This window comes from Vibrio tubiashii (assembly GCF_028551255.1).
Classification (GTDB): Bacteria; Pseudomonadota; Gammaproteobacteria; order Enterobacterales; family Vibrionaceae; genus Vibrio; species Vibrio tubiashii_B.
Map to the genome: position 1 here is coordinate 1,514,468 of NZ_CP117030.1, position 23,579 is coordinate 1,538,046.

Below are 23,579 nucleotides of genomic sequence, written 5' to 3' on the forward strand. Positions count from 1 at the left end.
TTACTGCTCCAACAAGGCGTTAGCTTTTGACACCACGTTGTCGACGGTAAAGCCATACATTTCAAATAGCTGCTCTGCTGGTGCCGATTCCCCAAAGGTTGTCATACCGATGATGTCACCGTTAAGGCCTGTGTACTTAAACCAGTAATCGGCAATACCCGCTTCAATCGCGATGCGTTTAGTGACAGAGCTCGGTAGTACCTTTTGACGATAGTCAGCATTTTGAGATTCGAACAAGTCTGTCGACGGCATTGAAACGACGCGGCAACGCACATTAGAAAGCGCCTGTTTCGCTTGCATTGCGAGTGCTACTTCAGAGCCTGTCGCAATCAAGATAAGTTCTGGCTCACCAACACAATCAGACAAGATGTAACCGCCTTTCGCGACATCGTTTAATGTGGCTTGATCACGTTCGAACTGAACCAGATTCTGACGCGAGAAAATCAGTGACGTAGGACCTTCTTTGCGCTCTATTGCCGACTTCCATGCCACCGCTGTTTCCACTTGGTCACAAGGACGCCAAGTGCTCATATTTGGTGTTAAGCGCAGCGACGCGATTTGTTCTACAGGTTGATGTGTTGGGCCATCTTCACCTAAGCCAATTGAATCATGGGTATAAACGAAGATGCTGCGCTGCTTCATTAGCGCCGCCATACGCAGAGCATTACGCGCATACTCCATAAACATCAAGAAAGTGCCACCATACGGGATGAAGCCACCATGCAAGGCAATACCATTCATCATGGCTGACATGGCAAATTCACGTACGCCGTAGCTTAGATAGTTACCCGACGCATCTTGAGCGCTAATCGCTTTTGAGCCAGACCAGTTAGTGAGGTTCGATGGGGTTAGATCCGCAGAACCGCCCAAGAACTCAGGCAAATGTGCGCCAAAAGCTTCAAGCGCGTTTTGCGACGCTTTACGTGTCGCGATCGTGGCTGGATTAGATTGCAGCGTCGCAATCACATCTTGACTGATTTGTTGCCAGTTATCCGGTAAATCACCCTCGACTCTGCGCTTAAATTCTGCGGCTAGTTCAGGAAACGCTTGTTGATACTCGTTAAAGCGACTTTGCCATTGAGCTTCAGCATCTTTACCCGCCTCTTTGCCATCCCATTCAGCGTAGATTTCCGCCGGAATTTCAAATGGTGCATAGTCCCAACCTAAGTTAAGACGTACTAAAGCGACTTCATCATCACCAAGTGGTGCTCCATGGCAATCATGGCTGGCAGACTTGTTCGGCGAACCAAAACCAATGATTGTTTTGCAGCAAATTAGCGTCGGCTTGCCTGTTTCCTGCTGCGCTTCAACGATCGCTTGATGAATCGCCTCAGAATTATGTCCATCGACGTCAGAAATAACGTGCCAACCATAAGCTTCAAAACGCTTCGGCGTATCGTCAGAGAACCAGCCATCCACTTCGCCATCAATGGAAATACCATTGTCATCCCAAAACGCGATCAGCTTACCCAAGCCAAGCGTACCCGCCAGCGAACATGCCTCGTGGGAAATGCCTTCCATCATGCAACCATCACCCATAAACACATAAGTGAAGTGGTCCACAATGTCATGGCCAGGGCGGTTAAACTGCTCACCTAGTACCTTCTCAGCCAACGCCATGCCGACACCATTGGTAATGCCTTGACCTAAAGGACCTGTCGTCGTTTCAATACCCGGAGCATAACCATACTCAGGGTGGCCCGCCGTTTTGGCGTGCAACTGACGGAAAGATTTAATATCTTCCATCGTTAAGTCATAACCGCTTAGGTGCAATAAGCTGTAGATCAGCATTGAACCGTGACCATTGGACAAGATGAATCGATCGCGATCGGCCCAGTTAGGATTGGTCGGGTTGTGCTTTAAAAAGCTGCGCCACAAAACTTCGGCAATATCTGCCATACCCATTGGCGCACCGGGGTGACCTGAACCCGCTTTTTGCACCGCATCCATGCTTAGAACACGAATTGTATCTGCAAGTTTAGAACGTGAAATCATAGTCAAACTCCTTACAGACGCGCTTCAATCATGGCTTCTAGCTTGCCCTGATCGACCGCAAAGTTGCGGATACCTTCAGACAGCTTCTCTGTCGCCATTGGATCTTGGTTCATTTCCCAGCGAAACTCAGCTTCAGTCATCGCAACAGGTGCTAATTTCACCTCATCGCGCGCAGCAAACAGTGTCGGTTCAACTTCACCCTCTTGCGCCGCCAATTGGTCTAGAATGGCTGGGCCAATGGTCAAGCGGTCACAACCCGCCAGCGCTAGCACTTCTTCTGCATTGCGGAAGCTTGCGCCCATCACTACCGTGTTATAGCCGTGGTCTTTGTAGTAGTTATAGATTTTAGAAACCGACACAACGCCCGGATCTTCAAACGGTAGGTACTCTTTCTTATCGGTATTGGTTTTGTACCAATCGAGAATACGACCGACAAATGGTGAAATTAAGTAAGCGCCCGCTTCGGCACACGCTTTTGCCTGCGCAAAGTTAAACAGCAAAGTTAGGTTACAGTTGATGCCCTCTTGTTCTAGCACTTGTGCCGCGCGAATGCCTTCCCAAGTAGAGGCTAGTTTGATCAAAATGCGCTCTTTCTCAATACCTGCTTCTTGATACATGGCAATCAACTTGCGTGCTTTTACAAGGCTCGCTTGTTTGTCAAAAGATAAGCGTGCATCGACTTCCGTTGAAATACGTCCCGGTACTGTTTTTAGAATTTCGACGCCAATATTGACTGCCAACTTGTCACTTGCGTCAATCACCTGTTGCGCTTTGTCAGCACTTTGTTGCTGCGCCCATGCGACAGCATCAACAATCAAATGATCGTACTGAGGCATTTCTGCCGCTTTAAGGACGAGCGATGGGTTAGTCGTTGCATCTTGAGGCTGAAAGGCAGCAATAGCATCAATGTCACCGGTATCGGCGACAACGGTGGTGTATTTTTTCAGTTGTTGTAATTTGTTCATGTTTCTATCTCGATAAATGTTCAATCAAATTTGCTAGCGATAACTGGCTCATAGACGACAACACCACATTGGCGTGCGACACATCCAAATGCCGGGTTAACAGGTTGGTTACCGCAACCGTAGAAATATCTGCTGATCGAGCCGCTGTGACTCCGGGTGGAGAATCTTCAAAGGCAATGGCTTGATGGGCAGAGACTCCCAATTTAGCGAGGCTAGTTAGATACACATCAGGACATGGTTTTCTTCGCAGAGGCGAGATTTCTTCTGCGCCAGTGAAGCAGTCGAAGTAACCGTCTAACCCTAATCGTTGTAAGATTGGCATGTAGTGCTCGCGCTCTGAACTTGTTGCCAACGCAAGCTTAAGCCGCTTTTGTTTGGCAAAATTAAGATAGTCGCGTACACCCTCACGTTCTGGTATGGATTCGATTTTTTGATAGGCAAGTTCTAACACTTGCTCACGAATTTGCTGATCGGAATAGGTCAGACCGGAATGACGGCGATAAAGATGATAAAGAGCGGTTGCTGGCGCTGAGCTCCCAACTAGTCCAGCAACCTGGAGAGGCGAAACGTCAACACCGTATGGCTTCATCAAAGCTTCCCAGGCTCTGAACATACAGCTTTCCGTATCGACTAAAAGACCATCGAAGTCAAATATCAGTGCTTGAAAACGACCACAACTCATGTCCTCTCTTTCCACATTCGTCTGGTTTGTTTTTGTCACACTCATTTTGCCTTCCATGCTCTAAACTCCTGTTTTCTTTATGCTAAACTGGCATGAAGAATCGACTTCATCTCTTCACCCGTCGTCAGTGGTAAGTCAAAGCAGAATGCTGGCTCTAACGCCTCAACATCTTGCTTGCTTACCCCAACTTGCGTAAGGTTCGACTCCAAGCCAATGTCTTGTAAGAAACTCACCAAGTGACCTGCCAAGGATTGCGCTTTCTCTTCAGTGCTTCCCACGGCACCAAACAGTTCGGCAACTTGTGCGTATCGCTCTGGTTGCTTACGCCATTGCAGTTGGACATAGGCGGGATAAACAACCGCTAATGTCAAACCATGTGGCAAATTGGTTTTCTGGCTGCCGAGAATCTCACCCAGTGGATGAGGTGCCCCTGCGCCGCCATTAGCCAGTGAAATACCACCTAATGTGTCAGCCGTGGCAAGCTCGCAGCGACCTTGAATATCAGAGCCGTCTGCCACCACTTTTGGTAGGTTATCCACCACCAACTTCATTGCACGCAACGCAAGTTGATCAACAAATGGCGAAGGTCGAGTGCCCGTGAATGATTCAAACGCATGTGAAAACGCATCAAAGCCAGTCATCGCAGTCATTCTCGGTGGAAGTGTTAGCATTAACTCTGGGTCAATCACTGCTTCAACCGGGAAAAACTGCGGATGGAAAAGTGTCAACTTAGCGTGCTGTTCTACGTCAGTAATCACCGCTGCTTGAGTGACCTGAGAGCCAGTACCTGAAGTTGTTGGCACCGCAATTAACGGCACAACCGAGGCTGGTAATTCTGCAATGTCACCAAATGGAGAGTCATAGGTGTTAAACCAATGCGTCCAATCGATGTCAGGTGCTTTGATGGTTGCGGCGATGATTTTCGCGGTATCAATTGAGGAGCCGCCGCCCACCGCAAGCACGACATCACACTCTGCCGCTTGAGCAACTTGACGGCCTAATTCGACAACCGTGGTTGGAGGGTTAGGAACCACACCATCAAAGTGTGTCACTGTAATCCCTTCACTTGCCAAAAGCGCAAAGATGCGATCATAGGCAGGTTTAACGGCATCAAAGATCGGCTCTGAGACAACAAGGCAGCGTTTCCCGTACTGAGCGACTAGCTGACCAATTTTTGAAATTTCACCCGCACCAAACAGTAATTTGGTCGGCTGATAATGTTGAAATTGTGTCATGATAAAATCCTTGGTAGAGGTGCCAAGCCGGAGCATATCGGGGGAACATCAGCCTGGCACCAAATTCTTTAACGGGCAATTAAGCCGGTTCTACTTCAGCTGCGACGTTTTTCTCTGCTTGGTCCAATGCAGCGCGGAAGTCATGCACACCTGCTGTAATACCTTTCTCATGACCAAAGATATTGGTTGAAGCAACCATCACGTCGATGTCTTCTTTCAGCAGAGCTTCTAGGTTGTGGTTACGGATACCGCCATCCACACACAATTCACAATTAGGGTTACGTTCGTTAATAAGCTGGCGAGCTTCACGAATCATTTCGATTGCTGATTCACGCCATAGCCACTCATCGTTGTTCACACCGTGGATAACAATGTGCAAGCGATCTAGGTAGTAAATGGCTTCTTTAACGAAAGAAACAGGGGTGAAACAACCGACAGTCAAACCAAATTTCATGTTGTAGTCGCGGCAGTACTTCATCATGTACGCGAGTGGTGCGCCCAAAAAGTTTTCTGCTGGGAGGATCAGCATGTCTGCCCCTGCCGCTGCGATTTTTTCAACGAATAGACGATCGCAATCTTTAAAGTACGCGTGTACTTCAATTGGCTTGTCAGTGTATTGACGAATACCTTCAACAATTTGATGCCCGCCCATTAGCTGCATATTTTTCAAATCATGCATATCTGCTGCATCACAGTGGATGTAGTCTGCACCTGCATCTGAAACTTCTTTTACGATGTCAGCCATATGACCGTAATCAACGTGCGCTAGACCTGCAGCAATTTTTACTTTTTTCATGAGATTTCCTTAGTAGCTAAATGAGTGTTGGCATGTGTGTTGGCCTTCACGAACGATCAGTCGTAAATACTGGCCAATGCCGCAACCGTTGTTATCTGTGATAATGAGATTCGCGATTCCTCGAAGTGCCGGACTCGCATTGTCCATCGCAACGGGTTCACCGACGGCTTTAAACAACTCGATGTCGTTGTCTCCGTCGCCGAATGCGATGGTTTGAATTGGATTTAAATTGTTGTTTGTGAGCCACTTCAGTGCAGAGTGACCTTTGTTGGCACCGATAGCGGTAATGTCCAACTTATTCGGAGCTGATAAATCGGCTTGAAGCGTGTGTTGTAGCGCGCTTCTCAACTCGCTTAACGCCTGTTTGTCACTGCTCGAAACCAGCACCTTATAGACATCACCACATCTTTCTTGCAGTTGCTGTAACGATGGAATGACTTCCATATTAACCTTCACGCCCAAGCTGTTAGCTTGCGCCTCAAGACCATTGAAATGCTCAGAAGGCTTAGCGCTGAAGATGCCTCTCTTAGTGTAAAGCGTGAAATCAAAGTGACCGAGGTTCAGTGTAGTAAGCAGCTCTGTGAGTTGATTTTTTTCAAACGGCTTAGCATCAACAATGGCTCTCTTGTTCATGTCATAGTGGTATGCGCCGTTGCAACAGATCATCGCCGTTGAAATGCCAAGCTGCTCGGCATAAGGCAACATCAAATCATGTGGACGCCCACTCGCCAACGTCACCACTATCCCCTCTTTCTGTGCTTGCTGAATCGCTTCAACGTTATTCACACTGATCTGGTTGCGATCATTTAGTAGGGTTCCATCTAAATCGATAATGACAGCTTGATAGTTCACTTTGGCCTCCGTTGACTCTTTGTGACGCAACATGAATATAAACCGTCAAATTCGGTCATGTAAAGTCATGAATGACTTTTTATGACGTTTATTTTGCTAAAGATCACAAAATATCGTCACTTAAGATTCAAAAAACGTCAAATTAAAATTTAAATTGCTCAAAACGTCAAAATCGCTCAAAATAGTTCAAAATAAAAATCAGGATGTAACAGATATGAATGAAGCCCAACGTCATAGAAGGTTGTTAGACTATTTAGAAAGCCATACTTTTATTACCACCAACGATTACGTCGCTATGTTGGACATTTCTCTTTCTACGGCTCGTCGAGATATCACTAAGCTGGCTGAAGATGGGAAACTGAAGAAGATTCGTAATGGTGCAGAAACATTGAGATCAGACACTGGCACCCATCACACTCCTTCCAGCTTTATTCCCCATGAAGGTGATATTGAAAATGTTGAAGCAAAAAAACGAATCGCTCATGCGGCGGCACAGCTGTGTGATGAGCATGACAGCATTATTGTCAGTGGCAGTAACTCAACCTTTCTAATGGGTCAGTATTTAGCGGGGCGTGATGTTCAAGTCGTGACTAATTTTATGCCGTTAGCTCACAGCCTGATCACACAAGATCATCAGAGCATCATTATTCTCGGAGGTCAGTACCTGCCAGAGCGTCAGATCACCATCTCGCCTGATGAAGAAGCATCGGATGATCACAAAAGCCGCTTTGTGTTCTTCACAGGAACTGGCGTCACTGCAGCAGGTATCCATACCTCAGATTTGCTAGTGTATATGGCAGAGAAAAAACTCTTAGAGTATGGCGCTCGTTTAATTGCTCTCGTCGATGGAAGCAAAATTGGTAAGCATGGCGGTAAGCTACTGGCGACGACAAACCAACTAGATACCTTAATTACTGATGAAGCCGCAGACGGTACCGTTCTAGACTCACTTCGCAATCAAGGCGTTAATGTCGTTGTCGTGTAAATCTCACAGACACAAAAAAGCGCCATTGCGGCGCTTTTTTAATATCTCAAATCCCGATTAGAATTTTTTCGGTGCGTAACCTGTCATTACCTTAAGCTGCAGCTCTTTACCAAGCTTGGTCATTGGGTGAACCACAACAAGTCCCTTAACCGACTTCTTCAGTTTGCCCATATCCGCTTGCTCTGCTTTGGTGATCTCGCGAGAAAATGGCATATCCAACAAACTCTTACGCTCTTTATTCATATCGTAACTCTGCTTATGCTTCATAGAGTTCGCTTTTTTCGTTAGCTTGTCGATATCGTTGGTAAATTTAGTGATCATTTCTTGGTCACCACGGCCTTTGGCTGCCTCTAGTTTACGTTTGCAGTTATCTAGACGGTTGTGGATGTTTTGTAGTTCTTGCTTAAGGCTCATGGTTACACTCTTATAGAAACGGAAAAGGGCGGCGAGTGTAGCACAAGCCCACTCACTGCCCTAATTATAATCATTCAAATCTACTTGTCGTGCTTTTGATCGTATTGATTTACCGCACCTTCAAGCAATCCAAAATCAGCTTGGGTCAAATAACTTTGCAGTGCCGAGAACTTCTCTTTTGGCCATTGATAGATTTCCATCGCAAGCAGTTTTGCTATCTTCTCCGGCTCAAATCGATACTTGATGTGCTTGGCCGGATTACCACCAACCATCGCATAAGGCTCAACATCTTTAGTCACCACACTATTAGCAGCGATAACCGCGCCTTCGCCAATGGTTACACCTGGCATGATCATCGCTCTCATGCCAATCCAAACACCATCGTGAATGATTGTGTCACCTTTACTTTGATACGAGCGCTCGACATCTTCAAGAAACGGATACAGACAAAACCAATCGACACGATGGTTATGGTTGCCACCCATTAAGATAACCGCTTCAGCGGCGATACAAACATAATCGCCAATATAAAGCTGGTCTATCTCCCACCTTGGCTCCCATTGTCTACTTACCGCATCCCCATGTAAGTAGCGGACAACAGACTCTTCAAACCCATTATCCCAGCAATCACTGTAATAGCTGTGGGTACCTTTAACATGGATGTTTTTGTTACTCACCACTTGATGAAGTAACTGAAATTTAGACCAATGTTTTTTAGTCATGACAAATTCCTCTGATTATTTAGGATTGCCACGGAACGAATTTTCGTGGCGTTGTTTACACGTTCAAACTAAACAACGCGTTTTGCACCCGAGGTTGCTTTAATAATGGTTGAGTTTTCATATTGAGACTCCTTAGTGCGCAAACTATAGGCCAAAGCTTAGAATTTATGTCAGTATTAAGTGAGTTTATTTATGTAAAAGAACAATAAGGAATGTTTATGCTTTTGCGCTTCGTGCTGCTGCCTTTGCTCGCTTTCTCAACTCACGCTTTTTCCGCTTCAGATAACATCACCATTCGTTATCTTCAGCCGGACAATAACGCGGAAGCTAAATTAAAATCAGAGATAGAGCAAAGTGGTGTTAATCAAACTCTCATTGATCTCTCAAACGAACTGTTTCCTTTTAACAAAAAACTTACCGTAGAGTATGGCAGCAAAGATGGGCCACTGTACGATCCGGAAAAACACGTTGTGCAGATGCCATATCACTTTTACCAAGAGGCGTTGGACTACTTCAAAAAGAACAAATATGACGAAAAGTACGGGAAATCTGCCGAACTTGGGGCGATGGATACGGTCCTTCACACCTTACTTCATGAAGCTGGGCACGCCTATATTGCCGATCAGAACATCCCTATTTTGGGCAAAGAAGAAGATGCTGTAGACAATTTTGCCGCCGTGATGATGATTGAGTACGTAGAGAACGGCGAAGACGCTGCTATTAGCGCTGCGGATATGTTTGCTTTTGAGTCAGAAGATAAACCCGACTACTATGAGTTTGGCGAGTACATTGATGAACACAGCTTCGACTTACAACGCTACTTTTCAACGCTTTGTTTAGTCTACGGCAGCAACCCAGACAAACATCAGAACTTGCTCGATGAAGTGGAAAACGACTACCTTGCTGACCGTAAAGACTTCTGCGTGTTCCAATACCAGAACATCGCCCAAAATTGGCATAACTACTTAAATGTTGAAGTCGCTGATCAATAAGATAGGGGGCGTCGTAGAAAGTCTAAAAGGAGCCAATATGCCTACACTCACTCTCTTCTACGATGGCCACTGCCCACTTTGCGTTAAAGAAATGAACAAACTCAAGGGGTATGACACACATCACCAACTGCTTCTCGTCGATACACACTCGTCTATGTTCGACGACTATCCTGATATTGATTCGCACAAGGCTTCTAAAGTTTTGCATGCGATTGACGATCAAGGCACGCTACTTTTAGGGCTCGACGCCATTCACTGCGCATGGAAGCTAGTTGGAAAAGGCTGGCTTTATGCTCCACTCAGATGGCCTTTGGTGAGACCTATTGCGGACTGGGCTTATATCAAGTTTGCCAACAATCGATACCAGATATCTAAGTTATTGACCGGAAAGGCTAAGTGCGACAACGATCAATGTTTTCGCTAGTTTCTACTAACGTCTAACTCATAAGACCTATAAACCCTTCAAGAATCACAGCCATTTGCCGATATATTGGCTAATCTTATATGTATAAACTTTTGGTCTATAAGCATGATTCCAATAAACAAGCTCACTTCTTAGAAGATGAACCACAACGTTTTATCTTTGAGTTGTAGAGCCATTATTACTAAAACAGGATGTTTGTATGAGTCTTACTATTCGTAGCCGCCTTTACATTTTGGCACTCGTCCCGCTGCTCGTCATTGCATTAGGTATGCTGAGTTTTACCTATATGAAAACCACACAGCTCAATGATCAGCAGATAGAAGTTACCCGCACTAACATGATGAACATGAAAAAAGCGGAACTGAAAAACTACCTGCAAATGGCAAAATCAGCCGTTCAACCTTTTCTTGATAAAGGAGCCACATTAGAAGAGGCTTATCCGACATTAAAAACGCTTGAATACGGCAAAACAGGTTATGTATTTGGCTACGATTCCAAAGGGATACGTCGTGTACAGGGGCAAAGTGGTAAAGGGATTGGAGAAAGCTACTGGAACCTGCAAGATAAGCAAGGCAACTATCTGATTCAAGATCTTATTCGCAACGCTAAGACAGGCGAGTTTACCACCTACTACTTCCCAAAACCGGGCGAAACGGAAGCACTGCCAAAACTGAGTTATTCTATATACATTCCTGAGTGGGACTTGATGTTAGGGACGGGTTTCTATACCGACGACATCGACGCCATCATTACTGAAATGGAAAATGCCACCACCAGCGCACTACAAACCACGCTTTCAGCCATCATTATTTTCTGTTTGGTCATTGCAGGTATTGTTGCTGTCTTCGCTGTCGCAGTGAACCGCACCATCATGAAACCGCTAGAAATGTTTGATGAGTCGATTAGCTCATTCGCCAGTGGTGATGCAGATTTAACCGCGCGTATGGATGACTTCAAAGCACCTGAATTCTCTCAACTAAGTAAGAACTTCAATGCCTTTGTTGCAAGCCTGCAAACCATAATCAGTAGCGTGAGTAATGTGGGACAGCAAGTGGTTTCCGAGACCAACAACATGTCGCTGCGCGCTGCAAAAGTTGATGAACTAGCAACAGGGCAACGTGAAGAAACAGAGCAAGTCGCTACCGCAATGACAGAAATGACCACCACTGCAGGTGAGATTTCAAACAATGCTAGCCAAGCTGCCGATTCTGCCAAAGAAGCTGACGACAACGCTAAAGAAGCGCAAGGTATTGTTAACTCAGCAGCTCAGTCTGTTGAAGCTTTAGCAGAAGAAGTCTCGCAAGCAAGTGGGGTAATTTCTCGCTTAGAAGGTGACGTGCAGAACATTTCGTCTTCTCTTGAGGTGATTCAAGATATTGCCGAACAAACTAACCTGTTAGCACTGAACGCAGCGATTGAGGCCGCTCGTGCGGGCGAACAAGGTCGCGGCTTTGCCGTTGTTGCTGATGAGGTACGCAAGCTAGCAAGTCGCACACAAGACAGTACTGGTGAAATCCATAAGATGATTGAACAGTTGAAAGCCGCCTCTGATGATGCGGTTAAAGCGATGGAATCAAGCCAAAAACGCGGCGCTAGCACAGTGGAAGAAGCCAATGCCGCTGCTCAAGCGCTGATTCAAATCCAAGAATCTATCGGCACTATCATGGACATGAACTCGCTGATTGCAACCGCGACAGAGGAACAGAGCTTAGTTGGTCAAGAAATCTCACAACGTATTGTGGTCATTTCGGATCAAAGCTCTCAATCGGCTGAACTGGCGAATGAAAACCGCTCGGGTAGCCAAGAGCTCAACCATAGAGCGAACGAACTCTACGAGTTGGTTGACCGCTTTACCGTTTAAAAATAAACCACAAAAAACGCCCTAAACCAAACGGTTAGGGCGTTTTTTTATATCTCAATTAGTCGCTTTTAATTGCCACCAAAGCAGAGGTATTTCACATCCATATACTCATCAATCCCCTGTTTGGCACCTTCTCTACCAATCCCTGATTGCTTAACGCCACCGAACGGAGCGGCTTCTGTCGAAATAATCCCTTCATTGATACCCACCATCCCATATTGCAACGCTTCAGCTATTTTCCAGACTCGGTGAATGTTCTGACTGTAGAAGTAGGCAGCCAATCCATAGATAGTATCGTTAGCCATCTCTATCAACTGTTCGTCACTGTCAAAAGAAATCACCGGGGCGACAGGCCCAAAGATTTCTTGATGCACGATATCCATATTATGCGAGACACCTTTTAACACCAGTGGCTGCATAAACAACCCATCTAACGGCTGCAATGGCGTCTCAGGGCTCGCACCTTGCTCAATCGCCCCATCTATCAAGGCTTGGATGTTCTGTTTTGCTGTTTCACTGATGACTGGGCCAATAGTAACACCAGACTCTAGACCATTACCTACCGTTAGTTTTTGCACCTCTGCATCAAACTTAGCGACAAATTCCTCGTACACATTTTCATGTATATAGAAGCGGTTAGCACACACGCAAGTTTGACCTGCATTGCGAAACTTAGACGCCATCGCCCCTGTGACTGCAGCGTCAATATCGGCATCTTCAAAGACAATAAATGGCGCATTGCCTCCTAGCTCCATTAAAGTGCGTTTAATATCATGAGCACTCTGCTGCATCAAAATGCTACCAACCTGAGTTGAACCAGTGAAAGAGAGCTTACGAATCAAGGGGTGAGAGGTAAATATCGCTCCTACTGCTTTAGGGTCAGAACCAAGCACAACTTGCAGCACATCGCGTGGAATTCCCGCTTGATACGCGAGCTCTGCCACCGCAAACGCACATAAAGGTGTTAGCTCTGAAGGCTTAACAATAAAACTGCAGCCTGCCGCTAAAGCAGGGGCAGCTTTACGTGTGATCATTGCGATTGGAAAGTTCCATGGAGTAATTGCGCAAGCAACACCTACTGGCTGCTTGATGGTCACTAGGCGCTTGTTCTGACTAGGTGCAGGAATCGTCTCACCATAAGTACGTTTCGCTTCTTCTGCAAACCACTCGACAAAGCTCGCACCATATAGCACTTCACCTTGGGCCTCGGTAATAGGCTTACCTTGCTCCAAAGTCATTAATCTCGCTAAATCATCTTTGTTATCTAACAGCAATCGGAACCACTGTTGCAGCAAATTAGAGCGAGCTTTAGCAGGTAGCGTCGCCCACTCTTTTTGAGCGCTATGTGCCCGCTCGATACCAGCAACTATGTCTTGTTCAGTTGAGATAGGCGCATAACCTAAGCTCTCGCCCGTAGCAGGGTTTGTGACCTCAAGACCTTGGTCATTGTTTGGTGCCATGAACGAGACAAGGCTCTGATTTGTGATTAAATGCATGGTCATTCCTTATGGATAAGCGCTGAGTCTTTACTATCTAACATACAGCACTTAACTCTATCGTCAGCTAAGCGTAAATAGCATTTACTATTCTCGATAATATAAATTGCATAAAAAGCCCTATCAATTATTGATAGGGCAGATCTTTAACTCGTATAGTTTTTTTTCGACACGATGGCAGTGTATTCAGAGTGCGCTTTTTTGGACACTGGCTTCCGTAAAGTTGGGATAATCGGTATAACCAACCTCATTGCCACCGAATAGTGTCGAACCATCGAGCTCTGCTAACGGATGCCTCTGTTTTAGACGTTCAACCAAGTCTGGATTAGAGACAAACGGACGCCCAAACGCGACCAGATCGGCATAACCTTTCTCAAGCACTTCATTGGCACGTTCTAAGGTATAACTTCCCGCAACAATAATGGTATTGGTGAAATACTCACGTAGCTCAATACGGAAACTTTCTGGTATCACAGGGGCATCATCCCAATCCGCTTCCGACAGATGTAAGTAGGCAATGTTTCTTTCTTGAAGCTGTTTCGACGCCTGCAAAATTGTTGGCACAATATCTGGGCAGTTCATATCTTTAAAAGTGATAAAGGGAGCAAGCCTCACGCCAACGCGGCTTGCACCGATAGCAGCACTAACTGCATCGACAACATCGAATAAGAAGCGCAGGCGATTTTCTCTGCTGCCTCCATAGCTGTCTGTACGATAATTGGAGTTGGTTCGCAAGAACTGGTCGATAAGATAGCCATTGCCGCCATGAATTTCGACACCATCAAAGCCTGCTTCAACAGCCCGCTTCGCCGCATTGGCAAAATCTTGAACCACGCGATCAATATCCTTTTGCGTCATAGCTCTTGGCTCAACACACTCCACCATATTGCCATTGCCCTGCTCATCGGCAATCCAGACTTGTGTTTCAACTGGCTTTAATGCTGAAGGTGCTATTGGCAACTCACCCTTTTGAAACACAGGGTGTGAGACTCGACCAACATGCCATAGCTGGCAAAACATTGCAGTGCCTTGCTGCTTAACACCTTGAGTGATTTGCTTCCAACCAGCGACTTGCTCATCGGTATAAACCCCTGGGGTGAATGAGTAACCTTGCGAGTCATCTGAGATTTGAGTCGCTTCGGAGATGATCAGTCCAGCACTGGCTCGCTGTTTATAGTAAGTCGCCATCATCTGATTAGGAATATTGCCTGGCTGACTGGTTCGCGCCCGAGTCATTGGTGCCATTACAACACGATTTTTCAAGTTAAAGGATTGAAGCTGGGCTGGTTGAAAGAGTTTACTCATGATGAGCTCCTTATCATTGGGACAGCCAGACAACTGTTCTGGCTGCGAATACTGAGGGGATTGGTCGGATTAATTAGTGACACTAACGGATTGCGGATTCTCTCCACGGTTGGCTTTGGCAATAAACAGCAAACCGATGAGTGGAACAATGATGGCGGCATAAGGAATCATGCTTGCTCCCAATTGACTATCGAGAACCATCCCACCTAAAAATCCGCCAAATGCATTAGCTAGGTTGAAAGCAGAGATATTGGCTGTTGCGGCCAGTTCTTGGCCCTCACCACCGTGATTCATCACTCGAAGCTGCATTGCAGGTACATTGGCGAACGAAGCGATACCAAACACAAAGGCTGTTGCAACAAACAATACTTTACTTTCGACAGCCACACCCACTAGCAGTAGGGAAACAATCATGGCTAGGGCCCAAAACATTGAGGCTTTTTGTAAGTTTTTATCTGACGAACGACCGCCCATGGTGTTACCGACAATCAAACCCACACCGACAATGACCAGAATCCAAGTCACTGCGCTCTCGCCGAAGCCTGTGATGTGCATCGCGATAGGAGCTAGGTAACCATACAGAGTCATAAAGCCAGACCAAGCAAACACTGTGATAGCTAAGCTAATAATGAGCATAGGATTTTTGAATGCAGCTAGCTGCGCCTTTACATCTTTCGCTTCACCGTGACCTGTCGACTTAATGACAGAAGTGATGAAGAACAGTGCGACTAATCCAAATGCAGCCACGGTCAGGAATGTGGTGTGCCAGCCGAACTGTAAGCCAATCCAAGTCCCTCCGGGAACACCTAGCACGTTTGCCAAAGTTAAGCCTGCAAACATCTGTCCAACCGCTCGCCCTGCCATTTTCTCTGAAACCAGATTCGTCGCAACGACTGCACCAATACCATAGAAAGGACCTTGGACCAGACCAGTAATAACCCGGCTAATCATCAGAGTTAGATAATTCGGCGCAAAAGCTGACAACACGTTACCCGCGATAAACAGAACCATCAGCCCTGCGAGTACCATTTTCTTGTTGAACCTGGCGAGATAAATGGTTAGCAATGGCCCACCAAATACAATTGCGAGCGCGTATGCACTAATCAGGTAACCAGCTTGCCCCTCAGAAATGGATAGCGAATGTGCGACCTGAGGAAGGATGCCAGCAATAACAAACTCGGCAGTACCGATAGCAAAAGCGGCAAGTGTTAAGATCCATACCTGCAGCGGCATTTTTTCTTTGTTCATTGGAATATCTCTATTTAAATCTAATGTGGAACTTAGGCACCAACGACTCTTAGTGGCTGATACTTAGTACTCGCGAAATGAATCAACCCAGCAACGCGCCGCCATCGACGTCAAGCACGGCACCTGTCATGTAAGTGTTTTGAATCGCAAACTGGTAAACCGCCGCCACGTCGCTCGCTTCTCCGACCTTGCCAACAGGCAGGCTCTGTTGCGTTTTTTCGTACATCGCATTTCTATCTGCTTCAGCCATGCCTTGATATGCCTCGGTTTTCGTTAATCCTGGGCTGACAACATTGACCCGAATCGGAGCCAGTTCTTTCGCTAATACTTTTGCCGTCGCTTCCATTGCTGCATTGATCGCGGTTTTTACATAGGTATTGGCGACGACTTTGCGCGACAACATGCCAGAAGTAAGGGTGATAGAGCCGCCTTTCTTAACATAACGAGCACCGTGCTTTGCCGCATTTATTGCTCCCCAGAATTTAGTATCAAACGCGTACTTGGCTTGGGAAACCTCAACGTCTACTACCTTGCCTGCCGGAGCATAAGATCCCGCAGTGACGATCAGATGGTCAAATGCGCCTATCGTTTCGAAGTAGTGGTAAACCGCCTGCTCATCGCTAATATCTAGTCCTGTTTTGCGACTGGCTACATGTACGATGCTGTTATCACCGGCTAATTGTTTAGCGAGCTCCGCACCAATACCTGATGTTCCACCGAGGACAACGTATACCGTTTTGTCTGTTTTCATGACTTCTTGCTCCAATCTTGTTTCGATGAGGTCAGTATATTGATTGGATTGAATTTGATAATTGAGTAATAATTAAATTGATTATTCAGCCATACCGAATAATAAGGAGAGAAAGGTGGACAAGTTTTCCGATATGACACTGTTTGTCAGCATCATCAAAAATCAGGGGCTAGCAGCCGCTGGGAGAGAGCTCGGTCTATCGCCAGCAACGGTGACGGCAAGACTACAAGCATTAGAAGATCGCTATGGCGTTAAACTGCTCAATCGAAGTACTCGGCACATCTCATTGACTGATTCGGGCGCTATGTATCATCAGGCTTGTCTTGAAATCATCGACAGCGTCAAAGAAACAGAAAACCTGCTTCAAACGGGTATCAAAGAAGTACGCGGAACATTAAAGATTTCCGCACCACGAGATATAGGTAAACAATACATCTCACCGCTGTTATCTGAGTTTAGCGAACTGTATCCAGAAGTGATTCCTTACCTCTACCTGAACGATAACTTGTCTAACTTGGCGGAGTCTGGATTGGATATCGTGATTCGTTATGGAGAACTTGCAGATAGCAATCTTATCTCTCGTAAGCTAGCGCCAAGTCGACGAGTGCTTTGTGCCTCTCCAACTTATTTAGCCAAGAAAGGGACACCTATCACCCCGCAAGATTTAGCCAATCATGACTGTTTAGCTATGGTGCGAAGTAATGAAGAGCTCAAAACTTGGCACTTTCAAGACGAAGACAAACACAATGCGATTACTGTAGTGCCAAAACGCTTTTCTGATGATGGTGAAGTCATTCGTCAGTGGGCACTCGATGGCGCAGGTATTGCGCTGAAATCGATTCTTGACGTGCAAGAAGACATCAAACAGCAACGTTTAGTGACGCTGTTGAACGGCTATATGAAGAACTTCAATGCCTCAACCTCTTCGGCTGGCGCAGACTTAAATGTTATCTATCTAAGCAGGCAATACCAACCAAAACGAATCCGACTGTTTATTGATTTTTTGATTGAGCGATTCGACAAGATGTAACTGATAGAATGAGCCCACTTTTACGGTAAGCTCATTCTGTTTACGCTATTCGCAAGGTGCTGCGAGATGAATAAGTGCAAGACCGCCTAGTGACGTTTCTCGATACTTTTTGTTCATGTCCTTGCCGGTTTGGTACATAGTTTCAATTACCTTATCTAAAGAGATCAGGCATTTACTGTTACGTTTGAGTGCCATACGAGAGGCGTTGATCGCTTTCATCGCTCCCATGGCATTGCGCTCAATACATGGCACCTGAACCAAGCCCCCTATGGGGTCGCATGTCATACCCAGTGAGTGTTCCATGGCAATCTCAGCAGCAATACAAATCTGCTCATTGCTACCCCCGCGAATAGCTGTTAAACCCGCTGCCGCCATTGATGAAGAGACACCGACTTCCCCCTGACAGCCTACTTCAGCTCCAGAAATCGAAGCATTGGTTTTGTACAAGATCCCAATAGCACCAGACACAGCAAGAAAGTCTTTGAGCTGTTTAGTATCAAGCTGCTTGATAAAGCGGTGATAGTACATCAGCACCGCAGGAATGACCCCTGCCGCACCGTTGGTTGGCGATGTCACCACTTGACCACCCGCCGCGTTTTCTTCACTTACCGCAAAAGCAAACAGGTTAATCCAATCCATAATTTCCATTGGGTCATTTTCAACCGCAGCGTTCGCTTCAAGCTTTTTCAGCAGATTAGGAGCACGACGGGTTACGTTCAAGCCACCTTCCAAAATCCCTTCCGTCTCGAAACCACGCTCCATACAGCGAGTCATAACTCGCCAGATTTGCTCTGCTCGCTGGTTGATGGCATCCATGCCTTGAAACGCTTGCTCATTTTGCAGGATCATGCCACCTAAACTCATGCCATTCTTCTCAGCTTGAGCCAGCATTTCGTCTGCACTGGAGAATGGGAACTCGACCTCTATTGGTACAGTAGCACTGCCATTTTGCAACTCATCCGCCGTTGCAATGAAACCACCACCAATCGAGTAATAGGTTTCAAATCCAATTTGCTCACCTTGTGCATCTAACGCAGTAATCGTCATACCATTTTCATGCAAAGGTAAATTCTTTTCATGGAACACCATGTCTGTTTGGTAGGTAAACTCAATTTCATGACGACCATCAACCGACAATATCTTTTCATCCATTGCCTTGCGCATAGCTTGGTTAGCCGACGCAATTTTAATCGTATCGGGCTTATTGCCTAACAAACCCAGAATCGTCGCACGATCCGTATGGTGGCCAATTCCAGTGAGTGAAAGTGAACCATAAAGATCAACTTGAATACGAACCACTTTTGCCAAGTTTGATTCAATTAAGCGCGTGAAATGGTATCCCGCAATCATTGGTCCGTTAGTGTGAGAGCTAGAAGGTCCCACACCGATCTTGTATATATCAAAGATAGACAGCATAAACTTACCCGTTACGACAGTGCAGCATAAAGCCAATCAGGAAGAACCACACAAGCTGCGATGGTCGCGACAGCGAACACCAACAATCCATAGTGGCTAGCGGTTGGCTTTGCAAAAAGGTGCTTTTGATTATTGATAAAGATTTGTTGTTCAGCGCTCACCGAGCCCCATCGACGACTGACAAACACGCCAAACACTAGAAATGCGAGCGTTCCAATCGGTGCAAACCAAGGCCAAGCAATATCCAAATACCTTGCGATAAAGACAACAATGACGCTTGCAATACTGCCTACAATCACCCCTTTCTCATTCGCTTTCGACCAAAACAGACCTAAGACGAACGAGCCTAATCGAATACCGACAAAGATGGAGGTTAAGCTCGCGATGGTTTTGAGTACCGATTCATTGGAAACCGCGAGCAATGCTGGAACTACCACTAGTGCCGCTGCCAACAAGCTCATTTTACGAGCCACATTTTCATAGTGTTTAGCATCGGCTTTTTTGCGAACAAAGCGTTTGTACAAATCGAATGTCGCCACTGTCGCCATCGAGTTGTAGGTTGAATCCAGTGTTGACATAGCAGCTGCAGCCAGCGCTGAGATGATCAAACCTACAACGATAGGATTCGTATGATTAAAGACAAAATCTAGAATGACTTCATTGCTGTTTTCAAACGATTGGTCTTGGTAAAAAACACTCAGTAGTACACCAATCAACGCAAAAAATAGGTAGATGAAAAAGGCTCCATAACCACATAACAACATTGACTTTTGCGCCGTTTTTTCACACTTGGTTGCTAGCGTGCGTTGAATGATCAACTGATTGGTTCCGTACACACTTAAATGTAAGAAACTCACCGCAACCACCCCTGCCCAAAGTGTTGTATCTACGCCCAAATCTAAATTTAGGTTGATGATGTCAAGGTGGTCTCGCGACAAATGCTCAGCCGTATTGATATCGGTTAACAGAATAAAGAAAATTGCAATGCTACCGGCTACGAGAACCGCCGACTGCAGCATGTCGGTCCAAATTACCGTAGAAATACCACCAGCATAGGTGTAGCAAGCAGTAAAAATACTGATATAGATAATGGCTTCGGAAATGCTAATGGGAAGTACATGTACCAGAATCAAAGCCACCGCATAGAGAATCACACCAGCAGAAATACACTGCACCACGATAAAGACAAGTGAATTGATGGTTCTGGCGTAGACCCCAAAGCGATGTTCGAGATACTCATATATTGACGTTAGCCCTAGCTTATAGAAAACCGGAACGAAGAAGATAACGGTAAAAAAGATCACAATCGGATAGTTGAGATGAACGCTCATCGCTTCCATACCAGAGCTATATACCCAACCCGGCATACCCACGAATGTCATCGCACTGATATAAGTGGCTAGTATTGAAACCCCCGCGGTAAACCAGCCAAATTGCTTACCACCAGTGGAAAAGTCACCGCCCACGCGGTATCGCCTATTCACTAAGTAGCTAATTAATATGGTGATTGCTATATACGCAGCAATGACAACTAAACTTGAGTACGTAACCATTTTTGGATTTCCGATATTTTCTGGAAGCCTTAAATCAGGCTTTATACTACTGAAAACTGGCTTTCCATTTCCAAAACATCGCAGTAACTGTGATTATTATCACCAATATAGATGATTTTGTGTTCAAAACAGCCCAAACACCGCAAGAGCGGGATCTTGATCACCAAAAACACCAAAAATGGGTACGCATTCATTTTAAAATTGATTTTGATCACGGATCCTTAGCAAGGAATAAAATTATCATTACCACCGAAGAGACACGAGATTAGATCAAATCAAGATCCAAACTATTTAGTCTTTATACATTTAAAATCCAATATAAATAGAGGTTTATCGGTCATGACTGCGAAAAGACACATGAGCGAAGTTCCTATGATTCAAAGAGTAGCTGCGTATCTAGCGATACTGGTCGGATACTTTTTCTATTGTTATAACTTTGTAATTATTGACTACGTACGCCCATACATTGTTGAAGCGTATGATGGTATTAGCTTGTCGGACACTGCCCAATTTTACACCTGGCAATCACTAGGTGCCCTTATCGGTGCTCTTTCTTGTGCTTGGTTTGCTACCAAATTCGGTAAAAAGAATACACTTATCGCCATTACTGCCTTAAACGGCGGTGCAACCATCATCAACATGATGTTCACTGACTATGCAACATGGGCTGCTATGCGATTCATCGTAGGTATCTCACTAGGTGGTTACTTCACTGTCGCAGTAAGTATGATGATCGGTCTATTTAAGCCAACCGTTCGCGGCAAGCTAACCGCTTTCGCCTCGTCAATGTTCTCTGTAGCACTAATGGCTATGGGTGCTTACGCAGCCTTTATTTCAAGTATTGATGCACCATGGCAGAGCCTAATGTGGGTGGGTGGTGTGCCGCCTCTTGCTGCTGCAGCCATTATGATCTTCATTCTTCCAAGTGACAAAAAAGTGATCGCTTACGGTGAAGAAGAGCAGCAACAAGCCAGTGAGTCGTCAACTGAAGAAGTTAAAACCGGCTCTTGGGGCGAAATGCTAAGCAAGCCGTACCGCATGATCACCATTACTTGTTTGCTACTTGCTGGCCTTAACTTTTACGGTTATCAGTTCTTCTCAGGGTTTGTTACTACTTACTTAAAAGAAGTCCGTCAATTTGATGGTGCAACGATCGGTCTGATCTTCTCTATCTCAGCATTTGGCTCACTATTTGGTGCTTGGGTATGGGGTGCTATCGCAGACAAATATGGTCGTAAAGTCAATGCATTTGGCTTCATTCTAGCGGGCATCATGGTTTCAATCTTCTTCGTTGCACCTAGTGACGTGATGATCGGCAGCTTAAACATGCTGGCTCTACTTGGCCTTATCTACAACTTCGGCTTGTCAGCTTCTGCGGTATGGGGTGGTTACTTCTCAGAGCTATTCCCTCCACACCTACGCAGCTTCGGTGCCGCGCTATTCCACGGTGGACGTATTATCGGCATGTTCGCTCCAATGGTTCTTATCTTCATCCAAGAGCGCACCGACCTACAAACGGCAATGTGGGGCTCTCCGATCGTCTGGATCGTTGCAGGTCTGCTATGGCTATCTCTACCAGAAACACTAAAAGGTGGCGTGTTCGATAAGAACAAGAAAGCGCAATCTGCCACTGCTTAATCAAGACAACCCTGCCGACTGAAGAGTCAGTCGGCACAACAAATTAATTTCGAGTCCTGTTCCAACTTGCTGACTCGGCAACTAACAGAGAGTTTATTATGTCTAAATATCAAGAAGCTAAACGCATTGTTCGCAACTATTTCGATGCAATGGAAAACGCGACTCACGAAAATGTAGCGGAAGTACTGAAAGCTCACACATCTGAAGATTACCTATGGCGCGGCGTGTACCCATTCCGTGAGCAGCAAGGTGCTCAAGCGGCGGCTGATGTATTCTGGTCGCCACTAATGAAGTCTATGACTCGTATGCAACGTCGCCAAGACATCTTCATCGGTGGTGAAAACGAAGTCACTTCTGGTGAAATCTGGGTAATGAGCATGGGTCACTTCATGGGTCTATTCGACGCTGAATACCTAGGCATGCGCCCAACAGGCAAAATCATGAACATCCGTTACGCAGAGTTTAACTGTGTTGAAAACGGCAAGATCACCAAAACTGGCCTATTCCTAGATTTACTAGGTGCGATGGATCAAGCGGGTTGTTACCCACTTCCGCCGTCAACAGGTAAGCACTTCGTCTACCCTGGTCCTCGTAACCACGACGGCCTGCTGTTTGAAGACGCAGCACCAGAAGAAGGCGTAGCAACGCTAGCACTTGTCAACAAGATGGTGGATGACCTATCTGCACTCAACGACAGTGGCGCAATGGGCTGCCCACCAGAAGTACTAGAGAAGAGCTGGTCTAAAGACATGATCTGGTACGGCCCATGTGGTATCGGTGCATCTTACACCATTCCTCGCTACCAACAGCAGCACCAATTGCCGTTCCGCAACAACCTAAAAGATAAGAAGTTTAACGGCCACGTATGTCGCTTCGCTGAAGGTAACTTCTCTTGTTTCTTCGGCTGGCCAAACCTGTCTAACACGCCAATCGGTGGTTTCCTAGGTATGACTGGTGGTGAAGTTCGTGCAGACATGCAAGTCGTTGACGTTTACTACCGTGACGGCGACAAGCTATCTGAGAACTGGGTACTTATCGACCTACCATACTGGCTAAAACAGCAAGGTCTAGATGTATTCAAACGCACATCAAGCATCCTAAACCCATCGCTATAAGAAGTCCTAAAGGCGGGCCGTCAACCCGCCTCAATGTCGCTTAAAGCTCCTTCTCGGTTTAAGCGATATGCTATGCTCCCAACTAGTGCCTCATGGATGGGGCA

The 23,579-nt window shown here is 45.9% G+C and carries 21 protein-coding genes; 7 read left to right on the forward strand and 14 right to left on the reverse strand.

Annotated features, from left to right (window positions below; genetic code table 11):
• From tkt to LYZ37_RS22325, 6 genes are all read right to left on the reverse strand, one after another.
• Positions 1-1,995 (reverse strand): transketolase, encoded by a 1,995-nt coding sequence (tkt, locus tag LYZ37_RS22300; protein WP_272787675.1) that lies wholly within the window; start codon positions 1,993-1,995, stop codon positions 1-3.
• An 11-nt stretch (positions 1,996-2,006) separates the two neighbouring features.
• Positions 2,007-2,960: a transaldolase gene (tal, locus tag LYZ37_RS22305; RefSeq protein ID WP_272787676.1), complete on the reverse strand. Its 954-nt coding sequence runs from the start codon at positions 2,958-2,960 to the stop codon at positions 2,007-2,009.
• A gap of 4 nt (positions 2,961-2,964) precedes the next feature.
• Positions 2,965-3,699, reverse strand: a complete 735-nt coding sequence (locus tag LYZ37_RS22310; RefSeq protein ID WP_272787677.1) for an HAD family hydrolase — start codon at positions 3,697-3,699, stop codon at positions 2,965-2,967.
• 20 nt (positions 3,700-3,719) lie between these two features.
• The gene (locus LYZ37_RS22315; RefSeq protein WP_272787678.1) at positions 3,720-4,877 is read right to left on the reverse strand and encodes an iron-containing alcohol dehydrogenase; all 1,158 of its coding nucleotides are present in this window, start codon (positions 4,875-4,877) and stop codon (positions 3,720-3,722) included.
• A 79-nt stretch (positions 4,878-4,956) separates the two neighbouring features.
• Positions 4,957-5,673: a ribulose-phosphate 3-epimerase gene (locus LYZ37_RS22320; protein ID WP_069668620.1), complete on the reverse strand. Its 717-nt coding sequence runs from the start codon at positions 5,671-5,673 to the stop codon at positions 4,957-4,959.
• Positions 5,674-5,682: 9 nt separating this feature from the next.
• The gene (locus LYZ37_RS22325) at positions 5,683-6,525 is read right to left on the reverse strand and encodes an HAD family hydrolase (RefSeq protein WP_272787679.1); all 843 of its coding nucleotides are present in this window, start codon (positions 6,523-6,525) and stop codon (positions 5,683-5,685) included.
• Between the two features lie 214 nt (positions 6,526-6,739).
• On the opposite strand from LYZ37_RS22325, the gene ulaR reads away from it, so the two are divergent.
• Positions 6,740-7,510, forward strand: a complete 771-nt coding sequence (gene ulaR / locus LYZ37_RS22330) for an HTH-type transcriptional regulator UlaR (protein WP_272787680.1) — start codon at positions 6,740-6,742, stop codon at positions 7,508-7,510.
• A 57-nt stretch (positions 7,511-7,567) separates the two neighbouring features.
• Here ulaR and LYZ37_RS22335 read toward each other — a convergent pair whose 3' ends face one another.
• A complete protein-coding gene (locus tag LYZ37_RS22335) occupies positions 7,568-7,924 on the reverse strand; it encodes a YibL family ribosome-associated protein (RefSeq protein WP_004743013.1) in 357 nt (118 codons plus the stop codon).
• A gap of 80 nt (positions 7,925-8,004) precedes the next feature.
• Complete coding sequence (locus tag LYZ37_RS22340; protein WP_272787681.1) at positions 8,005-8,646, reverse strand: CatB-related O-acetyltransferase; 642 nt, start codon at positions 8,644-8,646, stop codon at positions 8,005-8,007.
• Positions 8,647-8,864: 218 nt separating this feature from the next.
• Between LYZ37_RS22340 and LYZ37_RS22345 the strand changes: the two genes are divergently transcribed.
• From LYZ37_RS22345 to LYZ37_RS22355, 3 genes are all read left to right on the forward strand, one after another.
• Positions 8,865-9,638, forward strand: a complete 774-nt coding sequence (locus LYZ37_RS22345; RefSeq protein WP_272787682.1) for a DUF4344 domain-containing metallopeptidase — start codon at positions 8,865-8,867, stop codon at positions 9,636-9,638.
• Positions 9,639-9,675: 37 nt separating this feature from the next.
• The gene (locus tag LYZ37_RS22350) at positions 9,676-10,062 is read left to right on the forward strand and encodes a thiol-disulfide oxidoreductase DCC family protein (protein WP_272787683.1); all 387 of its coding nucleotides are present in this window, start codon (positions 9,676-9,678) and stop codon (positions 10,060-10,062) included.
• 199 nt (positions 10,063-10,261) lie between these two features.
• On the forward strand, positions 10,262-11,923 hold the full coding sequence (locus tag LYZ37_RS22355; protein WP_272787684.1) for a methyl-accepting chemotaxis protein: 1,662 nt from the start codon (positions 10,262-10,264) through the stop codon (positions 11,921-11,923).
• A gap of 68 nt (positions 11,924-11,991) precedes the next feature.
• Here LYZ37_RS22355 and LYZ37_RS22360 read toward each other — a convergent pair whose 3' ends face one another.
• From LYZ37_RS22360 to LYZ37_RS22375, 4 genes are all read right to left on the reverse strand, one after another.
• Positions 11,992-13,419 carry an NAD-dependent succinate-semialdehyde dehydrogenase gene (locus tag LYZ37_RS22360; RefSeq protein WP_272787685.1) on the reverse strand — a complete coding sequence of 476 codons (1,428 nt, stop codon included), beginning with the start codon at positions 13,417-13,419 and terminating at the stop codon, positions 11,992-11,994.
• A gap of 186 nt (positions 13,420-13,605) precedes the next feature.
• Positions 13,606-14,724 (reverse strand): alkene reductase, encoded by a 1,119-nt coding sequence (locus LYZ37_RS22365; protein WP_272787686.1) that lies wholly within the window; start codon positions 14,722-14,724, stop codon positions 13,606-13,608.
• A gap of 69 nt (positions 14,725-14,793) precedes the next feature.
• Entirely contained in the window at positions 14,794-15,972 is a 1,179-nt protein-coding gene (locus tag LYZ37_RS22370) for an MFS transporter (protein ID WP_272787687.1), read from the reverse strand.
• An 82-nt stretch (positions 15,973-16,054) separates the two neighbouring features.
• Positions 16,055-16,723, reverse strand: coding sequence for an SDR family oxidoreductase (locus LYZ37_RS22375; RefSeq protein WP_272787688.1), 669 nt, complete (start codon positions 16,721-16,723; stop codon positions 16,055-16,057).
• Positions 16,724-16,838: 115 nt separating this feature from the next.
• On the opposite strand from LYZ37_RS22375, the gene LYZ37_RS22380 reads away from it, so the two are divergent.
• Complete coding sequence (locus LYZ37_RS22380; RefSeq protein WP_272787689.1) at positions 16,839-17,753, forward strand: LysR family transcriptional regulator; 915 nt, start codon at positions 16,839-16,841, stop codon at positions 17,751-17,753.
• A 45-nt stretch (positions 17,754-17,798) separates the two neighbouring features.
• On the opposite strand, the gene LYZ37_RS22385 is transcribed toward LYZ37_RS22380, so the two are convergent.
• Complete coding sequence (locus tag LYZ37_RS22385; RefSeq protein ID WP_272787690.1) at positions 17,799-19,169, reverse strand: L-serine ammonia-lyase; 1,371 nt, start codon at positions 19,167-19,169, stop codon at positions 17,799-17,801.
• 11 nt (positions 19,170-19,180) lie between these two features.
• Positions 19,181-20,722, reverse strand: coding sequence for a sodium:solute symporter (locus LYZ37_RS22390; RefSeq protein WP_272787691.1), 1,542 nt, complete (start codon positions 20,720-20,722; stop codon positions 19,181-19,183).
• Positions 20,723-21,061: 339 nt separating this feature from the next.
• Here LYZ37_RS22390 and LYZ37_RS22395 point away from each other — a divergent pair, with 339 nt between their 5' ends.
• A complete protein-coding gene (locus tag LYZ37_RS22395) occupies positions 21,062-22,360 on the forward strand; it encodes an MFS transporter (RefSeq protein WP_272787692.1) in 1,299 nt (432 codons plus the stop codon).
• Between the two features lie 98 nt (positions 22,361-22,458).
• Positions 22,459-23,475 carry a nuclear transport factor 2 family protein gene (locus LYZ37_RS22400; RefSeq protein WP_272787693.1) on the forward strand — a complete coding sequence of 339 codons (1,017 nt, stop codon included), beginning with the start codon at positions 22,459-22,461 and terminating at the stop codon, positions 23,473-23,475.
• Positions 23,476-23,579 lie beyond the last annotated feature (104 nt).